A 16,245-nucleotide genomic window follows, 5' to 3' on the forward strand; every position below is an offset into this window, starting at 1 on the left:
AGGGGGAGAGGGTTGCAGCGGCGCACGCAGCTCTAGATATCTCTACCTTCCGGGAGCGGCGAGCCGGGTCGGCTCGGCGCTCGCGAGTTCGGCGAGTTTTGCGCGCGCTGCATCGCGGGTACCGGGATCCTTGCCGGCGGGCAGCGCCAGCGCGGCCTCGAAATCGGCGCGCGCCTCATTCGCTTGGCCACGGGCGAGGAAGGCGAGGCCGCGGTCGAGCCGAGGCTGCGCATCCGAGGGGTCGAGGCGGACCGCGGTGTTGTAGCTCAGGATCGCGCGATCGAGATCGCCGGCGGCCGCAAGCGCGAGACCGCGCTGGTGATAGGGCGTGGCGTGCCTGGGATCGTGCGCGATCGCCTCGTCGTAATCCTCGATCGCAAGTTCGAGATCGCCGTTCTGCCGGCGCGCCAGCGCCCGATCGCGATAGAGCGAGGCGCGGTTGGGATTGAGGTGGATGGCCTCGTCGAAATCCGCGATCGCCCGCTGCCAGTCGCCGTGGCGTAGCGCGATCCGTCCGCGCCCCTCATAGGCGAAAGCGATCAGCGAGCCGCGCAGCGGCGAGAAGCCGATCACCGCCGAGCAGATGTCGGGCTCGTCCTCGTCCCCGCAATTGACGACGGTGTGCGTGGACAGGCCGATCAGCACGCCGAGGGCGATCAACAATGGTACTGCAGCTTTGGTCATCTTCGACGGTGGCAGGCAGAGGGCCGGCCACGCATCCCCTTTCGCAGGAACTGTCACGGCAGGGTGTTAACACCGGCCGGGACCGTTCTGTGTGCGACAGGTCACAAAGCGAGCAAATTCGGGCCGCGTCAGCCCCAAGGCCCGCGTGAAGAAGAGCGGCCCCACGGGCTCCGGGGCGGATAGTTCTCATTCGCGCCGACCGACGGAGACGCCTGCGCACCGAGCCCGGCTGCGAGCTGCTGAAGCGCCGCGATGCGATTTTGCGTCGAAGGATGGGTGGCGAACAGATTGTCTACGCCGTGGCCCGACAGCGGATTGATGATGAACATGTGCGCAGTGGCAGGATTTCGCTCCGCCTCGACATTCGGGACCTGATGCGCAGCACCTTCGATCTTCACCAGCGCCGATGCCAGCCACATCGGCTGACCGGCGATGCGTGCGCCGAGATTGTCCGCGGCGTATTCACGCGTACGACTGATGGCCATCTGCACCAGCATGGCGCCGATCGGGGCAAGGATCATCATCAGGATCGAACCGACGATGCCCGGACCGTTGTTGTCGCGGTTGCCTCCGAAGAACATGCCGAACTGCGCCAGCATCGAGATCGCACCCGCAATGGTCGCGGTCACAGTCATCAGCAGCGTATCGTGGTGCTTGATATGGGCAAGCTCGTGCGCGATCACGCCGGCGAGCTCCTCGCGGCTGAGCTGGCGCATCAGCCCGGTGGTGACCGCAACCGCGGCATTTTCGGGATTGCGCCCGGTGGCAAATGCGTTGGGCTGCGGCTCGTCCATCAGGAACACGCGCGGCATCGGCAAGCCGGCGCGGCCCGCAAGCTCGGCAACGAGCCCGACCAGCTCCGGCGCGCTGCTGCGGTCGACCTCATGGGCGCCATACATGGACAGCACCATCCGGTCGGAGTTCCAGTAGGTGAAGAGATTGGTCGCCGCGGCAATAACGAGCGCAATCATGGCGCCGCCGGCACCGCCGATCAGATAGCCGACGCCCATGAACAGGGCGGTGAGGCCTGCAAGCAGCATTGCGGTACGAAGATAGTTCATGGCCGTCTCCCGAGGCCGGCCGTGGCCGCTGGAGGGATTGCGGGCCGGCAAGCATGAGGTAGGGATGACCCCGGCCCGCCCGCAAGGTTTCCGGGTGCGTCGCGGAGCCGCGGCACTGGTTTGAAGTCAATCGTTCCATTAAGCTTGCCCAAGAATCCAAGCGTCTCCTCCCCTTGCGGAAACCTCATGCTCCAGACCCGATTTGCGATCGCGGCCGCCGCCCGCTCACGCTCGCCCTTCCCGCTTCTGCCCAGTTCGCTCCGCCACCCGCAAAGCCGGCGGCCCCCAGGGCCAGCGCGCCCTCCCCGCACGCGGCGTCGTGTCACAACGGAGCGAACTTCGATCGGTTTCTGGCCGACGTGAAACAACAGGCCGTTGCCGCCGGCGTGTCGCAGCGGACGATCGCGGCGGCCTCGCCTTACCTCGTCTACGACCAGGGCATCGTCAATCGCGACCGCGGCCAGCGCGTGTTCGGCCAGCTCTTCACCGAATTTGCCGGCCGCATGGCCGCGCCCTATCGCATGCAGAACGGCCAGCAGCACATCAAGCAACATGCGGCCGCGTTCGCGCGCGCGGAAAAGGAATACGGCGTGCCGCCCGCGGTGATCGCCGCGTTCTGGGGACTGGAGAGCGATTTCGGCGTCAACATGGGCAATCTGCCGACGCTGAAATCGCTGGTGTCGCTGGCCTATGATTGCCGCCGCTCGGAGATGTTCGTGAACGAGACCATCGCCGCGCTGAAGATCATCGACCGCGGCGATTTGCATCCTGACGAGATGGTCGGCTCCTGGGCCGGCGAGCTCGGACAGACCCAGTTCCTGCCGGTGCATTACGTCAACTATGCCGTCGACTATGACGGCGACGGACGACGCGATCTCCTCCGCAGCGAGGACGACGTGATCGGCTCGACCGCGAACTACATCGCCAACGGGCTGAAGTGGCGGCGCGGTGAGCCCTGGCTGGAGGAGATCAAGGTGCCGCAGAACCTGCCGTGGGATCAGACCGACCTCACGGTGCGAGAGCCGCGCTCGAAATGGGCTCAGCTCGGCGTGACCTATCCCGACGGCCGGCCGCTGCCGAACGACAACCTCGCGGCCTCCGTGCTGCTGCCGATGGGACGCTTCGGCCCGGCCTTCATGGCGTACCCGAATTTCGCCGCCTACACCGAGTGGAATAACTCGCTGATCTATTCGACCACCGCTGGTTATCTCGCCACCCGCATCGCGGGCGCGGCTCCGATGCGAAAGCCGTCCACACCGGTCGCGCAGCTGCCGTTCAACGAGCTCAAGCAATTGCAGCAGCTTCTGGTCCAGGCTGGCTTCAACGTCGGCAAGGTCGACGGCGTGCTGGGCCAGCAGAGCCGCGCCGCCGTCAAGGCGATGCAGATCAAATACGGTCTGCCGGCCGACTCCTGGCCGACCGCGGAGCTGCTTGCGCGCATGCGCGGGGGCACGGCGCAGGCGCAGCCAGTGGGGACGATCCGGTAGAATTTTCGCACTGCACAAAGGCGCTTTCGCGATTGTATTTTTCCATGAGGTTCCCATGTGAGTGGCTCAGGTTTCTCCTGAGATTTCCCACCACAGAGCGAGCATCACATGTCCTTCCACGACGCCGTCGTTCCCGCCTATTTGCAAATGCTGAACAGCCTGATCGGCCTGCTCACGAAAGCCGAGGCGCATTGTGCGGCCAAGAAGGTCGACCCGAGCGTCCTGCTAGGGTCCCGCCTGTTTCCGGACATGCTGCCGCTGTCGAAGCAGATCCAGCTGGTCAGCGATTTCGCAGCCAAAGGCTGCGCCCGGCTGACCCATAGCGAAGTGCCCTCCACACCGGACACCGAGACCAGCTTTGCGGAGTTGAAGCAGCGCCTGGCGAAGACCATCGACTATGTGAAATCGTTCAAGCCGGCGCAGTTCGAGGGCGCCGACACCAGGGACGTCACCTTCCCGGCCGGTCCCGACAAGTCCATCACCATGAATGGCCAGCAATTCCTGAGCGCGTTCTCGCTGCCGAACTTCTATTTCCACGCCGCGACTGCCCACGGCCTTCTGCGCCACGCCGGCGTCGAGATTGGCAAGCGCGATTTCCTCGGCGCGAACTAAAACGCGATTATTCAGGCGGCCGCGGCGGGAGATCGAATCTGCTGCCGCGGCCGAAATTGCACATGATTTATGCTGTGCGCCTCCGCTGCGCATCTCGCCTGCAGTTTCTGTATGGCTCCTCCCTTGCGTTGATTGCCGCGATGCACAAATGTTCCGGACCACTCATCGCCTGGAAGCATTCTCATGAGCCGTTCGACCAAATTGTTTGAGACCTACAAACTCGGCCCGATCACGCTGGCCAACCGCTTGGTGATGGCGCCGCTGACGCGCAACCGCGCCGTTCCCGGCACCTTCGTACCGAGCCCGCTCGCGGCGGACTATTACGGCCAGCGTGCTTCCGCAGGCCTTCTGATCACCGAAGCGAGCCAGGTCTCGCAGCAGGGCCAAGGCTACCAGGACACCCCCGGCATCTACTCCAAGGAGCAGGTTGCCGGCTGGCGCAAGGTCACCGATCAGGTGCATCAGCGTGGCGGCAAGATCTTCATCCAGCTCTGGCATGTCGGTCGCATCTCGCATGTCGACCTTCAAGCCAATGGCGCAGCCCCGGTGGCGCCGAGCGCGATCCGCGCCAAGGGCAAGACCTTCGTCAACGGCGGCTTCGCCGATGTTTCCGAGCCCCGTGCGCTCGAGCTCTCCGAAATTCCAGGGATTATCGACGATTTCAAGCGGGCCACGAAGAATGCGCTCGAAGCCGGCTTCGACGGCGTCGAGATCCACGGCGCCAACGGCTATCTGCTCGAGCAGTTCGCCAAGGACGGCACCAACAAGCGTACCGACGCCTATGGCGGCTCCGTCGAGAACCGGGCGCGGCTGATGCTGGAAGTCTCCAGGGCCGTCGTGGCGGAGGCCGGCGCCGACCGCACCGGCATCCGCATCTCGCCGGTGACGCCGGCCAACGACATCTCGGATTCGAACCCGCAAGCCCTTTACGACCATATCGTCGACGGGCTCGCCGCGCTGAAGCTGGTCTATCTTCATGTCGTCGAAGGCGCGACCGGCGGTCCGCGCGACATCGCGCCGTTCGACTATGCGGGCCTGCGCAAGCGCTTCCCCGGCGCCTACATCGCCAACAACGGCTATGATTTCGACCTCGCCACCAAGGTGCTCGAGGCGAACGCGGCCGATCTCATCGCCTTCGGCAAGCCTTTCATCTCCAACCCCGATCTGGTCGAGCGGCTGAAGCAGGGCGCGACGCTGAACGATTGGGACAAGAACACGTTCTACGGCGGCGGCGCGAAGGGATACACCGACTATCCGACGCTGGCGGCTGAGCCGGCGGAGTAAGGCGGGCACAGCTGTCATGCCCGCGAAGCCGGGCATCCAGTACGCCGCGGCTTCTCGATTCAAGCCACGACCGCCTCTGGAATACTGGATCGTCCGCCTTCGCGGACGATGACAGCGGAGGATAATCGAGAGAGTACGACGTCACGCAAAACAAGAAAAAGGCCGGGATTGCTCCCGGCCTTTCGTCGTTATGAGACGTGCCTTACTGCAGCGAAGCGCGCTTCGGGGGCTGGGCCGGCCACGACTTGATCAGGGTGTCGTAGTCGACCGTTTCGCCCTTCGGCTTCTCGTTGGCGAGCTTGCGCTGGGGAGCAATCGTTCCGTCCTTCTGGGCCTTGGCGAACCAGTACTCGGCCGTCTCCTTCTTGTGCAGCTTCGGACCGCAGGCCCCCTGCACGCCGGACTTCTCCAGGCGCTCCATCACGGAGTCCTGAGCAGCGGCGAGCGAGTCCATCGCGGCTTGCGGCGTCTTCGCACCGGACGACGCATCGCCGATGTTCTGCCACCACAGCTGCGCCAGCTTCGGATAGTCGGGCACGTTGTTGCCGGTCGGGGTCCACTGCACGCGCGCGGGCGAGCGGTAGAACTCGATCAGGCCGCCGAGCTTCGGCGCACGCTCCGTGAACGACTTGTCCCAGATGTCGGATTCCCGAATGAACGTGAGGCCGACATGGCTCTTCTTCAGCGACACCGTCTTGGAGACGATGAACTGAAGATAGAGCCAGGCCGCCTTGCGGCGATCCGCCGGGGTCGACTTCAGCAGCGTCACGGAGCCGGCGTCCTGGTAGCCGAGCTTCATGCCTTCCTTCCAGTACGAACCGTGCGGCGACGGAGCCATACGCCACTTCGGCGTACCGTCCGCGTTCATCACCGCGATGCCCGGCTTCACCATGTCGGCGGTGAAGGCGGTGTACCAGAACATCTGCTGGGCGATGTTGCCCTGCGCCGGCACCGGACCCGACTCGGAGAAGGTCATGCCCTGAGCCTGCGGCGGAGCATATTTCTTCATCCACTCCAGGTACTTGGTGATCGAGTAGACCGCGGCCGGGCCGTTGGTGTCGCCGCCACGTTCGACCGAGGAGCCGACCGGACGGCAACCTTCCATGCGGATGCCCCATTCGTCCACCGGCAGACCGTTCGGAATGCCCTTGTCGCCGTTACCGGCCATCGACAGCCAGGCGTCGGTGAAACGCCAGCCGAGCGACGGGTCCTTCTTGCCATAGTCCATATGGCCGTAGACCTTGACGCCGTTGATCTCCTTGATGTCGTTGGTGAAGAACTCGGCGATGTCTTCATAGGCCGACCAGTTCACGGGCACGCCGAGCTCGTAGCCGTACTTGGCTTTGAACTTGGCCTTGTAGTCGGGGTTGGTGAACCAGTCGTAGCGGAACCAGTAGAGGTTCGCGAACTGCTGGTCGGGCAGCTGATAGAGCTTGCCGTCCGGCGCCGTGCCGAACGACTTGCCGATGAAGTCGTTGACGTCGAGCATGGGGTCGGTGACGTCCTTGCCCTCGCCGGTCATGTAGTCCGACAGCGCGATGGTCTGGCCGTAGCGGAAGTGCGTGCCGATCAGGTCGGAATCGTTGATCCAGCCGTCGTACACGTTCTTGCCGGATTGCATCTGGGTCTGCAGCTTCTCGACGACGTCACCTTCCTGGATGATGTCGTGCTTGAGCTTGATGCCGGTGAGCTCGGAGAACGCCTTGGCCAGCGTCTGCGACTCGTATTCATGGGTCGTGATGGTTTCGGAGACCACGTTGATCTCCATGCCCTTGAAGGGCTCGGCGGCCTTGGCGAACCACTCCAGCTCCTTCTTTTGGTCTTCCTTCGACAGCGTCGAGGGCTGGAATTCCGCGATCCACTTCTGGATCGCGGCGTCGTCGGCGGCGCGCACCGGCGCCGAGACGGCCAACGACACCGCGACCATGGCGGCGACGCTGGACATCGTCAGAAAGCTATTCTTGGTCAATGGACGTTCCCTTCTCCTAAACTGCCGCATGTTGTTCCTCCGTTGCAGCGACAAACTTTTTACAGGCCCGGGTTGGTCCCGGATCTGGCCGTTCCTTCGCGGGCTAGACCGTGCGGAAAATGAGTACGGCCGTGGCCAGCGAAATTCCTGATGCGATCCAAAGGCGCGAAATTTCAAGTCCGTCCTCGCCGATCGGCAGCGTGGCGAGGGCGTCGGTGCCGGCGAAAGCGATCCAAAGCAAATGGATGACCGCTGCCGTGATCAGGGAGATGAACAGGCGGTCACCGCGCGTTGTCGGGATGCGCAGCACGCCGACGCGTTCGGCTTCGGGATAGGCCACCCCGAGCCAGGTCATCACGGCCAGCGTGCAGGCGAGCGCGACAAAGAAGATTGCCGTCGGCGGCGTCCAGGCCATCCATGCAATAGATTCCATGCTCTTACTCCTTGCGCATGATCTGGTCCGAAAACCGGTTTCCACTTTTCGGGATCATGCGCGCCTCCCTACACCCGACCGAGCGCGAAACCGCTCGCGATATAATTGCGGACGAACCAGATCACGAGCGCGCCCGGGATGATGGTCAGCACGCCGGCCGCAGCCAGCAGGCCCCAGTCCATGCCCGCGGCCGACACCGTGCGCGTCATGATCGCCGCGATCGGCTTGGCCTGCACCGAGGTCAGCGTGCGCGCGAGCAGCAGCTCGACCCAGGAGAACATGAAGCAGAAGAAGGCGGCGACGCCGATGCCGCTCGCAATCAGCGGCACCAGGATCTTGATGAAGAAGCGCGGGAAGGAATAGCCGTCGAGGAAGGCGGTCTCGTCGATCTCGCGCGGCACGCCGGAGACGAAGCCTTCCAGGATCCACACCGCCAGCGGGACGTTGAAGATGCAGTGCGCCAGCGCGACCGCCCAAGGCGTATCGAACAGCCCGATCGCCGAATAGAGATTGAAGAACGGCAGGGCATAGACCGCGGCCGGCGCCATGCGGTTCGACAGCAGCCAGAAGAACAGATGCTTGTCGCCGAGGAAACGGTAGCGCGAGAACGCGTAGGCCGCCGGCAGCGCCACCGAGATCGAGATGATGGTGTTGAGGACGACATATTCCAGCGAGTTGATGTAGCCGGAATACCAGCTCTCGTCGGTGAAGATGCGCTTGTAGTGCTGGAGCGTCGGGGCGTGCGGCCACAGCGTCATCGTCGAGACGATCTCGGCGTTGGTCTTGAAGCTCATGTTGACGAGCCAGTAGATCGGCAACAGCAGGAAGATCAAGAACAGCGCCATGATGAGGCGACGGCCGGGGATCGAGTGCATCACGCGGCTCCTTCCTGCGGCTTCCGCTCGGCGCCGGCATTGGTCATGACGGTGTAGAAGATCCAGCAGACGATCAGGATGATGAGGTTGTAGACCAGCGACAGCGCGGCGGCCTTGCCGAGGTCGAACTGGCCCAGCGCGATCTTGACCAGCTCGATCGACACGAAGGTGGTCGAATTGCCGGGCCCGCCACCCGTCACCACGAACGGCTCGGTGTAGATCATGAAACTGTCCATGAAGCGCAGCAGCACCGCGATCAGCAGCACGCGGTTCATCTTGGGCAGCTGGATCGCCTTGAACACCGCCCAGCGCGAGGCGCCATCGATCTGCGCCGCCTGGTAATAGGCTTCGGGAATGGACTTCAGGCCGGCGTAGCAGAGCAGCGCGACCAGGCTGGTCCAGTGCCAGACGTCCATCACGATGACAGTGACCCAGGCGTCGATGTCGTTGGAGACGTAATTGTAGTCGATGCCGATGGCATTGAGGACATAGCCGAGCAGGCCGATGTCGGGGCGGCCAAAGATCTGCCAGATCGTGCCGACCACGTTCCATGGGATCAGCAGCGGCAACGCGAGGATGACGAGGCATGCCGCGACCGTCCAGCCCTGGCGCGGCATCGACAGCGCAACGACGATGCCGAGCGGCACCTCGATTGCGAGGATCACCAGCGAGAAGAACAGATTGCGGCCGAGCGAGGCCAGGAAGCGGCCGCCGAGATCAGTCGAGGGATCGAGCAATTCCTTGAACCAGCCGACACCATTCCAGAAGAACTGGTTGTTGCCGAAGGTGTCCTGCATCGAATAGTTCACCACCGTCATCAGCGGCAGCACTGCCGAGAAGGCGACGACCAGGAACACCGGCAGCACCAGGAACCAGGCTTTTTGGTTGACGGTCTTGTCCATCAGGCGGCTCCCTCCACCAGAAGGCTGTCGGCATAGACGTGGACGTGCGATGGGTCGAATTTCAGGCCGGCCGTGCCGTCCGGACTGGTGAAGCCGGCCGGTGCACGGGCCGCGAGTTTTGCGTCGCCGAGCCGCGCACGCGCGAAGCGGATGCGGCCGAGGTCGTCGACGCGTTCGATCTTCGCACTGAGCAGGCCGGGCGCAGGCGCAACGGCCTCGACGAATTCCGGACGGACGCCGATTTCGATCTTCGCGCCATCAGGCAGCTTGTCGTAGCTGCGGTTGAGCGCGATCACATGACCGCCGATCCTGGCCTCGCGGCCCCTCACCTCGGCCGGAAGAATGTTCATGCCGGGCGAGCCGATGAAATAGCCGACAAAGGTATGCGCCGGCTTGTCGAACAGCTCGGCCGGCGTGCCGCTCTGCACCACCCGGCCGTCATGCATGACCACCACGGTGTCGGCGAAGGTCAGCGCCTCGGTCTGGTCGTGGGTGACGTAGATCATCGTCAGGTCGAGCTCGCGATGCAACGCCTTCAGCTTGGAGCGGAGCTGCCATTTCAGCTCGGGGTCGATCACGGTGAGCGGCTCGTCGAACAGCACGGCGGCGACATCGGAGCGTACCAGGCCCCGGCCGAGCGAGATCTTCTGCTTGGCATCGGCCGTGAGCCGCGTCGCCTTGCGGTTCAGATAGGGCTCGAGGTCGAGCAGGCGGCCGATCTCGGCGACGCGCTTGTCGATCTCGGCCTTCGGCACGCCGCGATTCTTCAGAGGGAACGCCAAATTCTGCCCCACCGTCATGGTGTCGTAGATCACCGGAAACTGGAACACCTGGGCGATGTTGCGCTTCTGGGTTGACAGCGGTGTGATGTCCTCGCCGTCGAACAGGATTTTCCCGCGCGACGGCGTGATGATGCCCGAGATGACGTTGAGCAGCGTGGTCTTGCCGCAGCCGGACGGCCCGAGCAGCGCGTAGGCGCCGCCCTGCCGCCAGGTCATGGTGACAGGCTTGAGAGCAAAGCTGTCCTGCGGCGCATCATTGCCGCCGTAGGAGTGCGCGAGATCGACGAGGTCAATGCGGGCCATGTCGCATCTCCTCAGATACTGCCAGGAGCGGCGACCAAACGGTCTGCCGCATCGAAAACGAAGACGTCGTTGGGATCGAGCACGGCATCGAGCGTCTGGCCGGGCTCGAACTCGTGCACGCCGTGCAGCACCGCCACCCAGTTCGATCCGTCGCGGGTCAAATGCACGAAACTCTCCGAACCGGTGATCTCGGTCACCGTTACCGTGGCGTGGAAGGCGTGGCGGTCGGTCTCGCCATTGGCGAGCGCGAGCTGGTGCGCGCGGAAACCGACGCGATAGGCGCCGTCGGCGAGAGACGAATAGAGACCGGATGCCGGCGCGGCAATGCCTCCGGCATATTGCACGGAGCCGTTCTTTTTCTCGACGCCGACGAGATTGAGCGGCGGATCGGAGAACACCTGGGCGACCCGCAAGGTCTGCGGCCGCCTGTAAACGCTCGGCGTCTCACCGATCTGGAGCGCCTTTCCCTCCCACATGCACACCGTGTTGCCGCCGAGCAGCAGCGCCTCGGTCGGCTCGGTCGTGGCATAGACGAAGATCGCGCCGGACGCCTCGAAGATGCGCGGCAGTTCGGTGCGCAGCTCCTCGCGCAGCTTGTAGTCGAGATTGGCGAGCGGCTCGTCGAGCAGCACGAGGTCGGCGCCCTTCACCAGCGCGCGCGCCATCGCGGTTCGCTGCTGCTGGCCGCCGGAAAGCTGGAGCGGCGTGCGCTTCAGGAACGGCTCGAGCCGGAGCAGCCGGGCGGCTTCCGCGACCCGCGCCTCGATCTCGGCGCGCGGCTTGCCCTGCACGCGCAAGGGCGAAGCGATGTTCTCGTAGACCGACAGCGAAGGGTAGTTGATGAACTGCTGATAGACCATGGCGACCGAACGCTGGCGCACGTCGACACCGGTGACGTCCCTGCCATTGACCAGCAGCTTGCCCGATGTCGGCTTGTCGAGGCCAGCGAGCAGCCGCATGATCGAGGTCTTGCCCGACAGCGTCGGCCCGAGCAGCACGTTGAGCGTGCCGCTCTCGAGCGTCAGCGAGACGTCGCGGATGTGCTCGATACCGTCGACAGTCCGGGTCACGTGATCGAGTGTCACGGTCATGAGCGTCCTCCCGCTTCCAGCAGGGGACTTTGCTGCACGGCGTGGGTCCTGATCCAGTCGTCAAGCGCAGCGATCTCGTCGGCACTTAGTCGCAGGCCAAGCTTGGAACGGCGCCAGACGATATCTTCGGCGGTAACGGCCCATTCGTTGGCCATGAGATAGCGGACCTCGCGCTCGGTCAGCGTCGCACCGAAGGCATGGCCGAGATCGGCCGCCGATTTTGCATCCCCCAGCAGCTTGGTCGCCCTCGTGCCATAGGCGCGCGCGAGGCGCCGCGCATGCTCGTGGCTGAGGAAGGGATAGCCGCGCTGAAGCTCGGCGATCAGGCCGTCGACATCGGACACGCCCATGTCGCCACCGGGCAGCGGCCATTTGCCGGTCCAGCCTTCGCGCGCTTTCGCACTGCGAAGATAGGGCGCGAGCCGCTCCAGCGCCTCCTCGGCGAGACGGCGGTAGGTCGTGATCTTCCCGCCATAGATCGACAGCAGCGGCACGCCGCCGGGCGTGTCGAGTTCGAACACATAATCGCGCGTCGCGGCCTTGGCTTCGCTGGCGCCGTCATCATAGAGCGGACGCACGCCGGAATAGGTCCAGACCACGTCATCGGGCGTGACAGGCTTGGCCAGATATTCGCTTGCCGCCGTGCAGAGATACTGGATCTCCTCGGCCGTCGCCTTCACCTTGGCGGGATCGCCGTCATAGTCGCGGTCGGTGGTGCCGATCAGCGTGAAATCGTCCTGATAGGGAATGACGAAGATGATGCGACCGTCGGCATTCTGGAACATGTAGGCGCGGTCGTGGTCGTAGAGTTTTTTCACGACGATGTGCGAGCCCTGCACCAGGCGCACCTTGGCCTTGGCATTGACGCCGGCGCCGCGGCCGAGCACATCCTCGACCCAGGGACCGCCGGCATTGACCAGCGCACGAGCCTGGATCGACGAGCGCGCGCCGGTCAGCGTGTCGGTCATGCCGACGGTCCAGATGCCGTCGGCCTGTTTAACGTCCGTCGCGCGGGTCCGGGTGCGGATCTCGGCGCCCTTGTCGGCAGCATCGCGCGCGTTGAGCACGACGAGACGGGCGTCGTCGACGAAGCAGTCGGAATATTCGAATGCGCGGCCGTAGCGGTTGGGGATCAGCGGCCGGCCGACCTCGTCACGCCCAAGGTCGACCGAGCGCGTCGCCGGCAACAGATGACGGCCGCCGATGTGGTCATAGAGGAAGAGGCCGAGGCGCAGCAGCCAGGCCGGCCTTAAGCCCGCATGGTGCGGCAAGACGAAACGCAGGGGGCGGATGATGTGGGGCGCGATGCCCCAGAGAATCTCGCGCTCGATCAGCGCCTCGCGGACCAGCCGAAACTCGTAATATTCGAGATAGCGCAGGCCGCCATGCACCAGCTTGGTCGACCAGGACGACGTCCCGCTCGCCAGATCGTTCATTTCGCACAGGAAAACCGTGTTGCCGCGGCCTACCGCGTCGCGCGCGATGCCGCAGCCGTTAACACCGCCTCCAATGATGGCGAGGTCGAAAATTCGCTCCAACAGACGCATCCCCCGGCGACCGCCCGTTCAATCGAGCGGTTACTTTCGTTTTTGATTAGATCACACCAGAAAGCGAAAGCAAGATGAAAGAGAGGCGAAAGGAAGTGAAAGCGGAACTTATAAGTGGGCAAAGGGGTGCGAAAATGGGCAGTCCAGGAGAGGATCGGAGCAGCATTTTTGCTCTTGAATAGTCGTCGAGGACCATTATTAGTTACTGTAGTCATATTGGTCTTTATCTGCATGACAGAACACAGCACTGCACCAGACTCACCAGCGACCGACTCATGGACGCTTGCCAACGCCAAGGCCCGGCTCTCCGAGGTGATCGACCGTGCCCAGGCCGGCCCGCAAATCATCACCCGACACGGCAAGCCAAATGCGGTGATCGTTTCCGCCGAGGAATGGGCGCGCAAGACGGCGCGCAAAGGTACCCTAGCCGAATTCCTGCTGGCTTCGCCGCTGCGTAGCGCCGATCTCGAGCTTGTACGCGTGCACGACGCGCCGCACGACGAGACGCCGTGAATCTGCTGCTCGACACCAACGTGTTGTCGGAGGTCCAGAGGCCGGCCCCTTCGCCGAAAGTCTTGTCATGGCTTGATACGATCGACGAGGATCGTGCGTTCATCAGCGTGGCATCGATCGCCGAGCTTCGCCGCGGCATCGCATTGCTGGAGGATGGCCGTCGGCGCGCAGCACTGGCCGCCTGGCTTGCCCACGATCTGCCGGAGCGTTTTGCCGGGCGCACCCTGGCGATCGACCACGCGGTGGCGGAACGCTGGGGTGACCTGATGGCTCAGAGCCGCAGAAGCGGCGTCGCATTGTCTGTCATGGACGGCTTCTTTGCCGCGACCGCGCTGGCAAACGACCTCATGCTCGTCACGCGCAATGTGAAGGATTTCGCGGTATTCGGCGTCCCGCTACTCAATCCATGGGAAGCCACATGAAATTTAGCGCAGCCGCACCACCGGCGCGGCCTCGGGCGCTTCTTGTGCCTCGCCTTGGGCATCATCGACGTCCGCCCCCTTCGGCATCGCCGCCATCACCTCGATGCCCTTGCCGTGGCAGATGGTGGCGAGGCGCTCGGGCAATTCCTGGTCGGTGACGAAGGTCTGGATCTGGCTGATATGGGCGATGCGCACCGGCGCGCTGCGCCGGAGTTTTGTGGAATCGGCGACCAGCATGACGCTGCGGGCATTGGCGATGATGGCCTGCGCCACCTGCACCTCGCGATAGTCGAAGTCGAGCAGCGCGCCCTCCTCGTCGATCGCGGACGCGCCGATGATGGCGTAGTCGACCTTGAACTGGCCGATCAGCTGCGTCGCGGTCGAGCCGACCACCGCACCGTCGGCGCGTCGTACCGTGCCGCCGGCGACCACCACCTCGATGCGAGGATGGCGGTACAGCAGCATGGCGACGTTCAGATTGTTGGTGATGACGAGGAGGTCCTCGTGCGAGGTCAGCGCGCTCGCCACCTCCTCGGTCGTGGTGCCGATGTTGATGAAGAGCGAGCAGCCGTTCGGGATCAGCGAGGCGGCGGCAGCTCCAATCGCCTTCTTCTCGTCGGCGGCGACGAAGCGCCGCGCCTCGTAGGCGAGATTTTCCACGCCGGAAGCAATGATCGCGCCGCCATGGATGCGGGTCAGCGATCTCCGCTCGCAGAGATCGTTGAGATCCTTGCGGATGGTCTGCGCCGAGACCTCGAATCGGCGCGCCAGCTCCTCGACCATGACGCGGCCCGAAGCGCGCGCGATGTTGAGGATTTCGGCTTGGCGATGGGTCAGTCCGGTCACGGCGATGGCCTCAAGTCAGGAAGCCGCATGGTGCGGCGGTTCGCGCGTTCGGTCAATGTGCGTGCCGATCACGGTTAACGGACGAAGGTCCTCACCACGCCATCGCGTCCGCAAGGCGCGCGAGCAGGTCTGGATCGTCGAAGGCGCTGGCGGAAGCGATAGCCCCGGCTGCGACCAGATCAGCATGGCTGAGGCTGGTCCGGATGCCGATGGTCGGAATGCCGGCCGCTGCGGCCGATTGCACGCCGGTGCGGGAGTCCTCGAACGCGATTGAGGCCATCGCGCTGGCGCCGGCAAAGCGCAACCCTTCCTGATAAGGCAGCGGATGCGGCTTGCCGTGCAACAGCTCGGCACCGATCACGAGCGCCTTAAAGCGGTGCGTGATGCCGAGGCCGGACAGCAGCAGCTCCGCATTGAGCCGCGGGGCGTTGGTCACGGCGACCATGGGAATACCGGCCGCATCCGCCCTGTCGAGCAGCGCCATCAGGCCCGGCAGCGGCTCGATCTGCCCGGCGACGAGTTCGCGGAAGACTTCCTCCTTCTCATCGAGGATCAAGGCACGCCGTTCCGGCGCCTCGTCGGGCAGAAAGCGCTCGCCGATCGATACATTCGCGAAGCCTTGCAGCTCCCTGGAGAAGCGCGCGTGATCGAAGACATGGCCGCGAGGGCCGAGCACCTGATTGAAGGCCTTCAGGTGCAGCGGATCGGTGTTGGCGAGCGTACCGTCGATGTCGAACAGCAACGCGTTGCTCGTCTCCTTGCCGATAGCCTCGATCATGTCCGTACTTTCCCGAATATACGACGCATCAATACGAAAGCCGTATCAATACAGCGCCAATCGCGCAATGACGCACGTGCATGACCACCACGCGACACTCGACAAAGTCGCGCGCGGCTGCAACACTCCATGCAAGATCAAAAAGGAGGAAACGATGACGATCAACCGACGCGATCTGGCTCTCTCGACTCTTGCAGTCCCAGCGCTTGCCGTCTCCACTCTTGCCGTCTCAGCGCTCGCAACCCCGGTGCTGGCGGCCTCGGCGGACGAGGAAGCCGTGGCGAAGAAGGTCGAGGCGTTCCGTCTCGCCCAGATCGCGGCCGATCCCAAGGCGCTCGGCGCGCTCTGCGCCGACGAGGTGAGCTACAGCCATTCCAGCGGCAAGGTCGAGGACAAGGCGACCTTCGTCGCCAACGCCACCGACGGCAAATCCAAATTCCTGTCCATCGAATACAAGGACCCGACCATCAAGGTCGTCGGCCCCGCTGCGATCGTGCGTTTCCACTGGGTGGCAGAACAGGAGATGGCGGCCGATGGGAAGAAAGTGCCGACCAACCTTCATATCCTGATGAACTGGCAGAAGCAGGGCGACGACTGGAAGCTGCTCTCGCGGGCGGCGACGAAGTTGTGAACAACGGCTCTTCCCCTCTCCCCAC

General features: G+C 64.1%; 17 protein-coding genes. 6 read left to right on the forward strand and 11 right to left on the reverse strand.

Annotation, left to right across the window (positions count from 1 at the left end; genetic code table 11):
• Window positions 1–42 precede the first annotated feature (42 nt).
• Both AC0L3C_RS35745 and htpX read right to left on the reverse strand, forming a co-directional pair.
• Window positions 43–684, reverse strand: a complete 642-nt coding sequence (locus AC0L3C_RS35745) for a tetratricopeptide repeat protein (protein ID WP_473410365.1) — start codon at window positions 682–684, stop codon at window positions 43–45.
• Between the two features lie 128 nt (window positions 685–812).
• Window positions 813–1,745 carry a zinc metalloprotease HtpX gene (htpX, locus tag AC0L3C_RS35750; protein WP_473410366.1) on the reverse strand — a complete coding sequence of 311 codons (933 nt, stop codon included), beginning with the start codon at window positions 1,743–1,745 and terminating at the stop codon, window positions 813–815.
• A 359-nt stretch (window positions 1,746–2,104) separates the two neighbouring features.
• Between htpX and AC0L3C_RS35755 the strand changes: the two genes are divergently transcribed.
• From AC0L3C_RS35755 to AC0L3C_RS35765, 3 genes are all read left to right on the forward strand, one after another.
• Window positions 2,105–3,232 (forward strand): lytic murein transglycosylase, encoded by a 1,128-nt coding sequence (locus AC0L3C_RS35755; RefSeq protein WP_473410367.1) that lies wholly within the window; start codon window positions 2,105–2,107, stop codon window positions 3,230–3,232.
• Window positions 3,233–3,340: 108 nt separating this feature from the next.
• Window positions 3,341–3,844: a DUF1993 domain-containing protein gene (locus tag AC0L3C_RS35760; RefSeq protein ID WP_473410368.1), complete on the forward strand. Its 504-nt coding sequence runs from the start codon at window positions 3,341–3,343 to the stop codon at window positions 3,842–3,844.
• Between the two features lie 183 nt (window positions 3,845–4,027).
• Complete coding sequence (locus tag AC0L3C_RS35765; protein ID WP_473410369.1) at window positions 4,028–5,128, forward strand: alkene reductase; 1,101 nt, start codon at window positions 4,028–4,030, stop codon at window positions 5,126–5,128.
• A gap of 202 nt (window positions 5,129–5,330) precedes the next feature.
• Here AC0L3C_RS35765 and AC0L3C_RS35770 read toward each other — a convergent pair whose 3' ends face one another.
• The 7 genes from AC0L3C_RS35770 to glpD all read right to left on the reverse strand — a co-directional run bounded on the left by AC0L3C_RS35770 (window position 5,331) and on the right by glpD (window position 13,030).
• On the reverse strand, window positions 5,331–7,073 hold the full coding sequence (locus tag AC0L3C_RS35770) for an ABC transporter substrate-binding protein (RefSeq protein ID WP_473278997.1): 1,743 nt from the start codon (window positions 7,071–7,073) through the stop codon (window positions 5,331–5,333).
• A gap of 127 nt (window positions 7,074–7,200) precedes the next feature.
• Entirely contained in the window at window positions 7,201–7,530 is a 330-nt protein-coding gene (locus tag AC0L3C_RS35775) for a DUF2160 domain-containing protein (protein ID WP_211398805.1), read from the reverse strand.
• Window positions 7,531–7,598: 68 nt separating this feature from the next.
• A complete protein-coding gene (locus tag AC0L3C_RS35780; RefSeq protein WP_007606994.1) occupies window positions 7,599–8,405 on the reverse strand; it encodes a carbohydrate ABC transporter permease in 807 nt (268 codons plus the stop codon).
• Window positions 8,405–9,307, reverse strand: coding sequence for a carbohydrate ABC transporter permease (locus tag AC0L3C_RS35785; protein WP_219684474.1), 903 nt, complete (start codon window positions 9,305–9,307; stop codon window positions 8,405–8,407). Before AC0L3C_RS35785 ends, AC0L3C_RS35780 begins: the two co-directional genes overlap by 1 nt.
• Window positions 9,307–10,392, reverse strand: coding sequence for an ABC transporter ATP-binding protein (locus tag AC0L3C_RS35790; protein ID WP_027568538.1), 1,086 nt, complete (start codon window positions 10,390–10,392; stop codon window positions 9,307–9,309). The genes AC0L3C_RS35785 and AC0L3C_RS35790 overlap by 1 nt, the downstream gene beginning before the upstream one ends.
• Window positions 10,393–10,403: 11 nt before the next feature.
• The gene (locus AC0L3C_RS35795) at window positions 10,404–11,483 is read right to left on the reverse strand and encodes an ABC transporter ATP-binding protein (protein ID WP_473410370.1); all 1,080 of its coding nucleotides are present in this window, start codon (window positions 11,481–11,483) and stop codon (window positions 10,404–10,406) included.
• Window positions 11,480–13,030 carry a glycerol-3-phosphate dehydrogenase gene (gene glpD / locus AC0L3C_RS35800; RefSeq protein ID WP_473410371.1) on the reverse strand — a complete coding sequence of 517 codons (1,551 nt, stop codon included), beginning with the start codon at window positions 13,028–13,030 and terminating at the stop codon, window positions 11,480–11,482. Before glpD ends, AC0L3C_RS35795 begins: the two co-directional genes overlap by 4 nt.
• Before the next feature lie 231 nt (window positions 13,031–13,261).
• On the opposite strand from glpD, the gene AC0L3C_RS35805 reads away from it, so the two are divergent.
• Both AC0L3C_RS35805 and AC0L3C_RS35810 read left to right on the forward strand, forming a co-directional pair.
• The gene (locus AC0L3C_RS35805) at window positions 13,262–13,543 is read left to right on the forward strand and encodes a type II toxin-antitoxin system Phd/YefM family antitoxin (RefSeq protein ID WP_473278915.1); all 282 of its coding nucleotides are present in this window, start codon (window positions 13,262–13,264) and stop codon (window positions 13,541–13,543) included.
• Entirely contained in the window at window positions 13,540–13,965 is a 426-nt protein-coding gene (locus AC0L3C_RS35810) for a PIN domain-containing protein (protein WP_473262800.1), read from the forward strand. Before AC0L3C_RS35805 ends, AC0L3C_RS35810 begins: the two co-directional genes overlap by 4 nt.
• 3 nt (window positions 13,966–13,968) lie before the next feature.
• On the opposite strand, the gene AC0L3C_RS35815 is transcribed toward AC0L3C_RS35810, so the two are convergent.
• Window positions 13,969–14,811, reverse strand: coding sequence for a DeoR/GlpR family DNA-binding transcription regulator (locus AC0L3C_RS35815; protein ID WP_473262799.1), 843 nt, complete (start codon window positions 14,809–14,811; stop codon window positions 13,969–13,971).
• Window positions 14,812–14,902: 91 nt separating this feature from the next.
• Window positions 14,903–15,589, reverse strand: coding sequence for an HAD family hydrolase (locus AC0L3C_RS35820; RefSeq protein ID WP_473410372.1), 687 nt, complete (start codon window positions 15,587–15,589; stop codon window positions 14,903–14,905).
• Window positions 15,590–15,743: 154 nt separating this feature from the next.
• Here AC0L3C_RS35820 and AC0L3C_RS35825 point away from each other — a divergent pair, with 154 nt between their 5' ends.
• Window positions 15,744–16,220: a nuclear transport factor 2 family protein gene (locus AC0L3C_RS35825; RefSeq protein ID WP_473262797.1), complete on the forward strand. Its 477-nt coding sequence runs from the start codon at window positions 15,744–15,746 to the stop codon at window positions 16,218–16,220.
• Window positions 16,221–16,245: the final 25 nt, after the last annotated feature.

Source organism: Bradyrhizobium sp. WSM4872 (assembly GCF_055811715.1).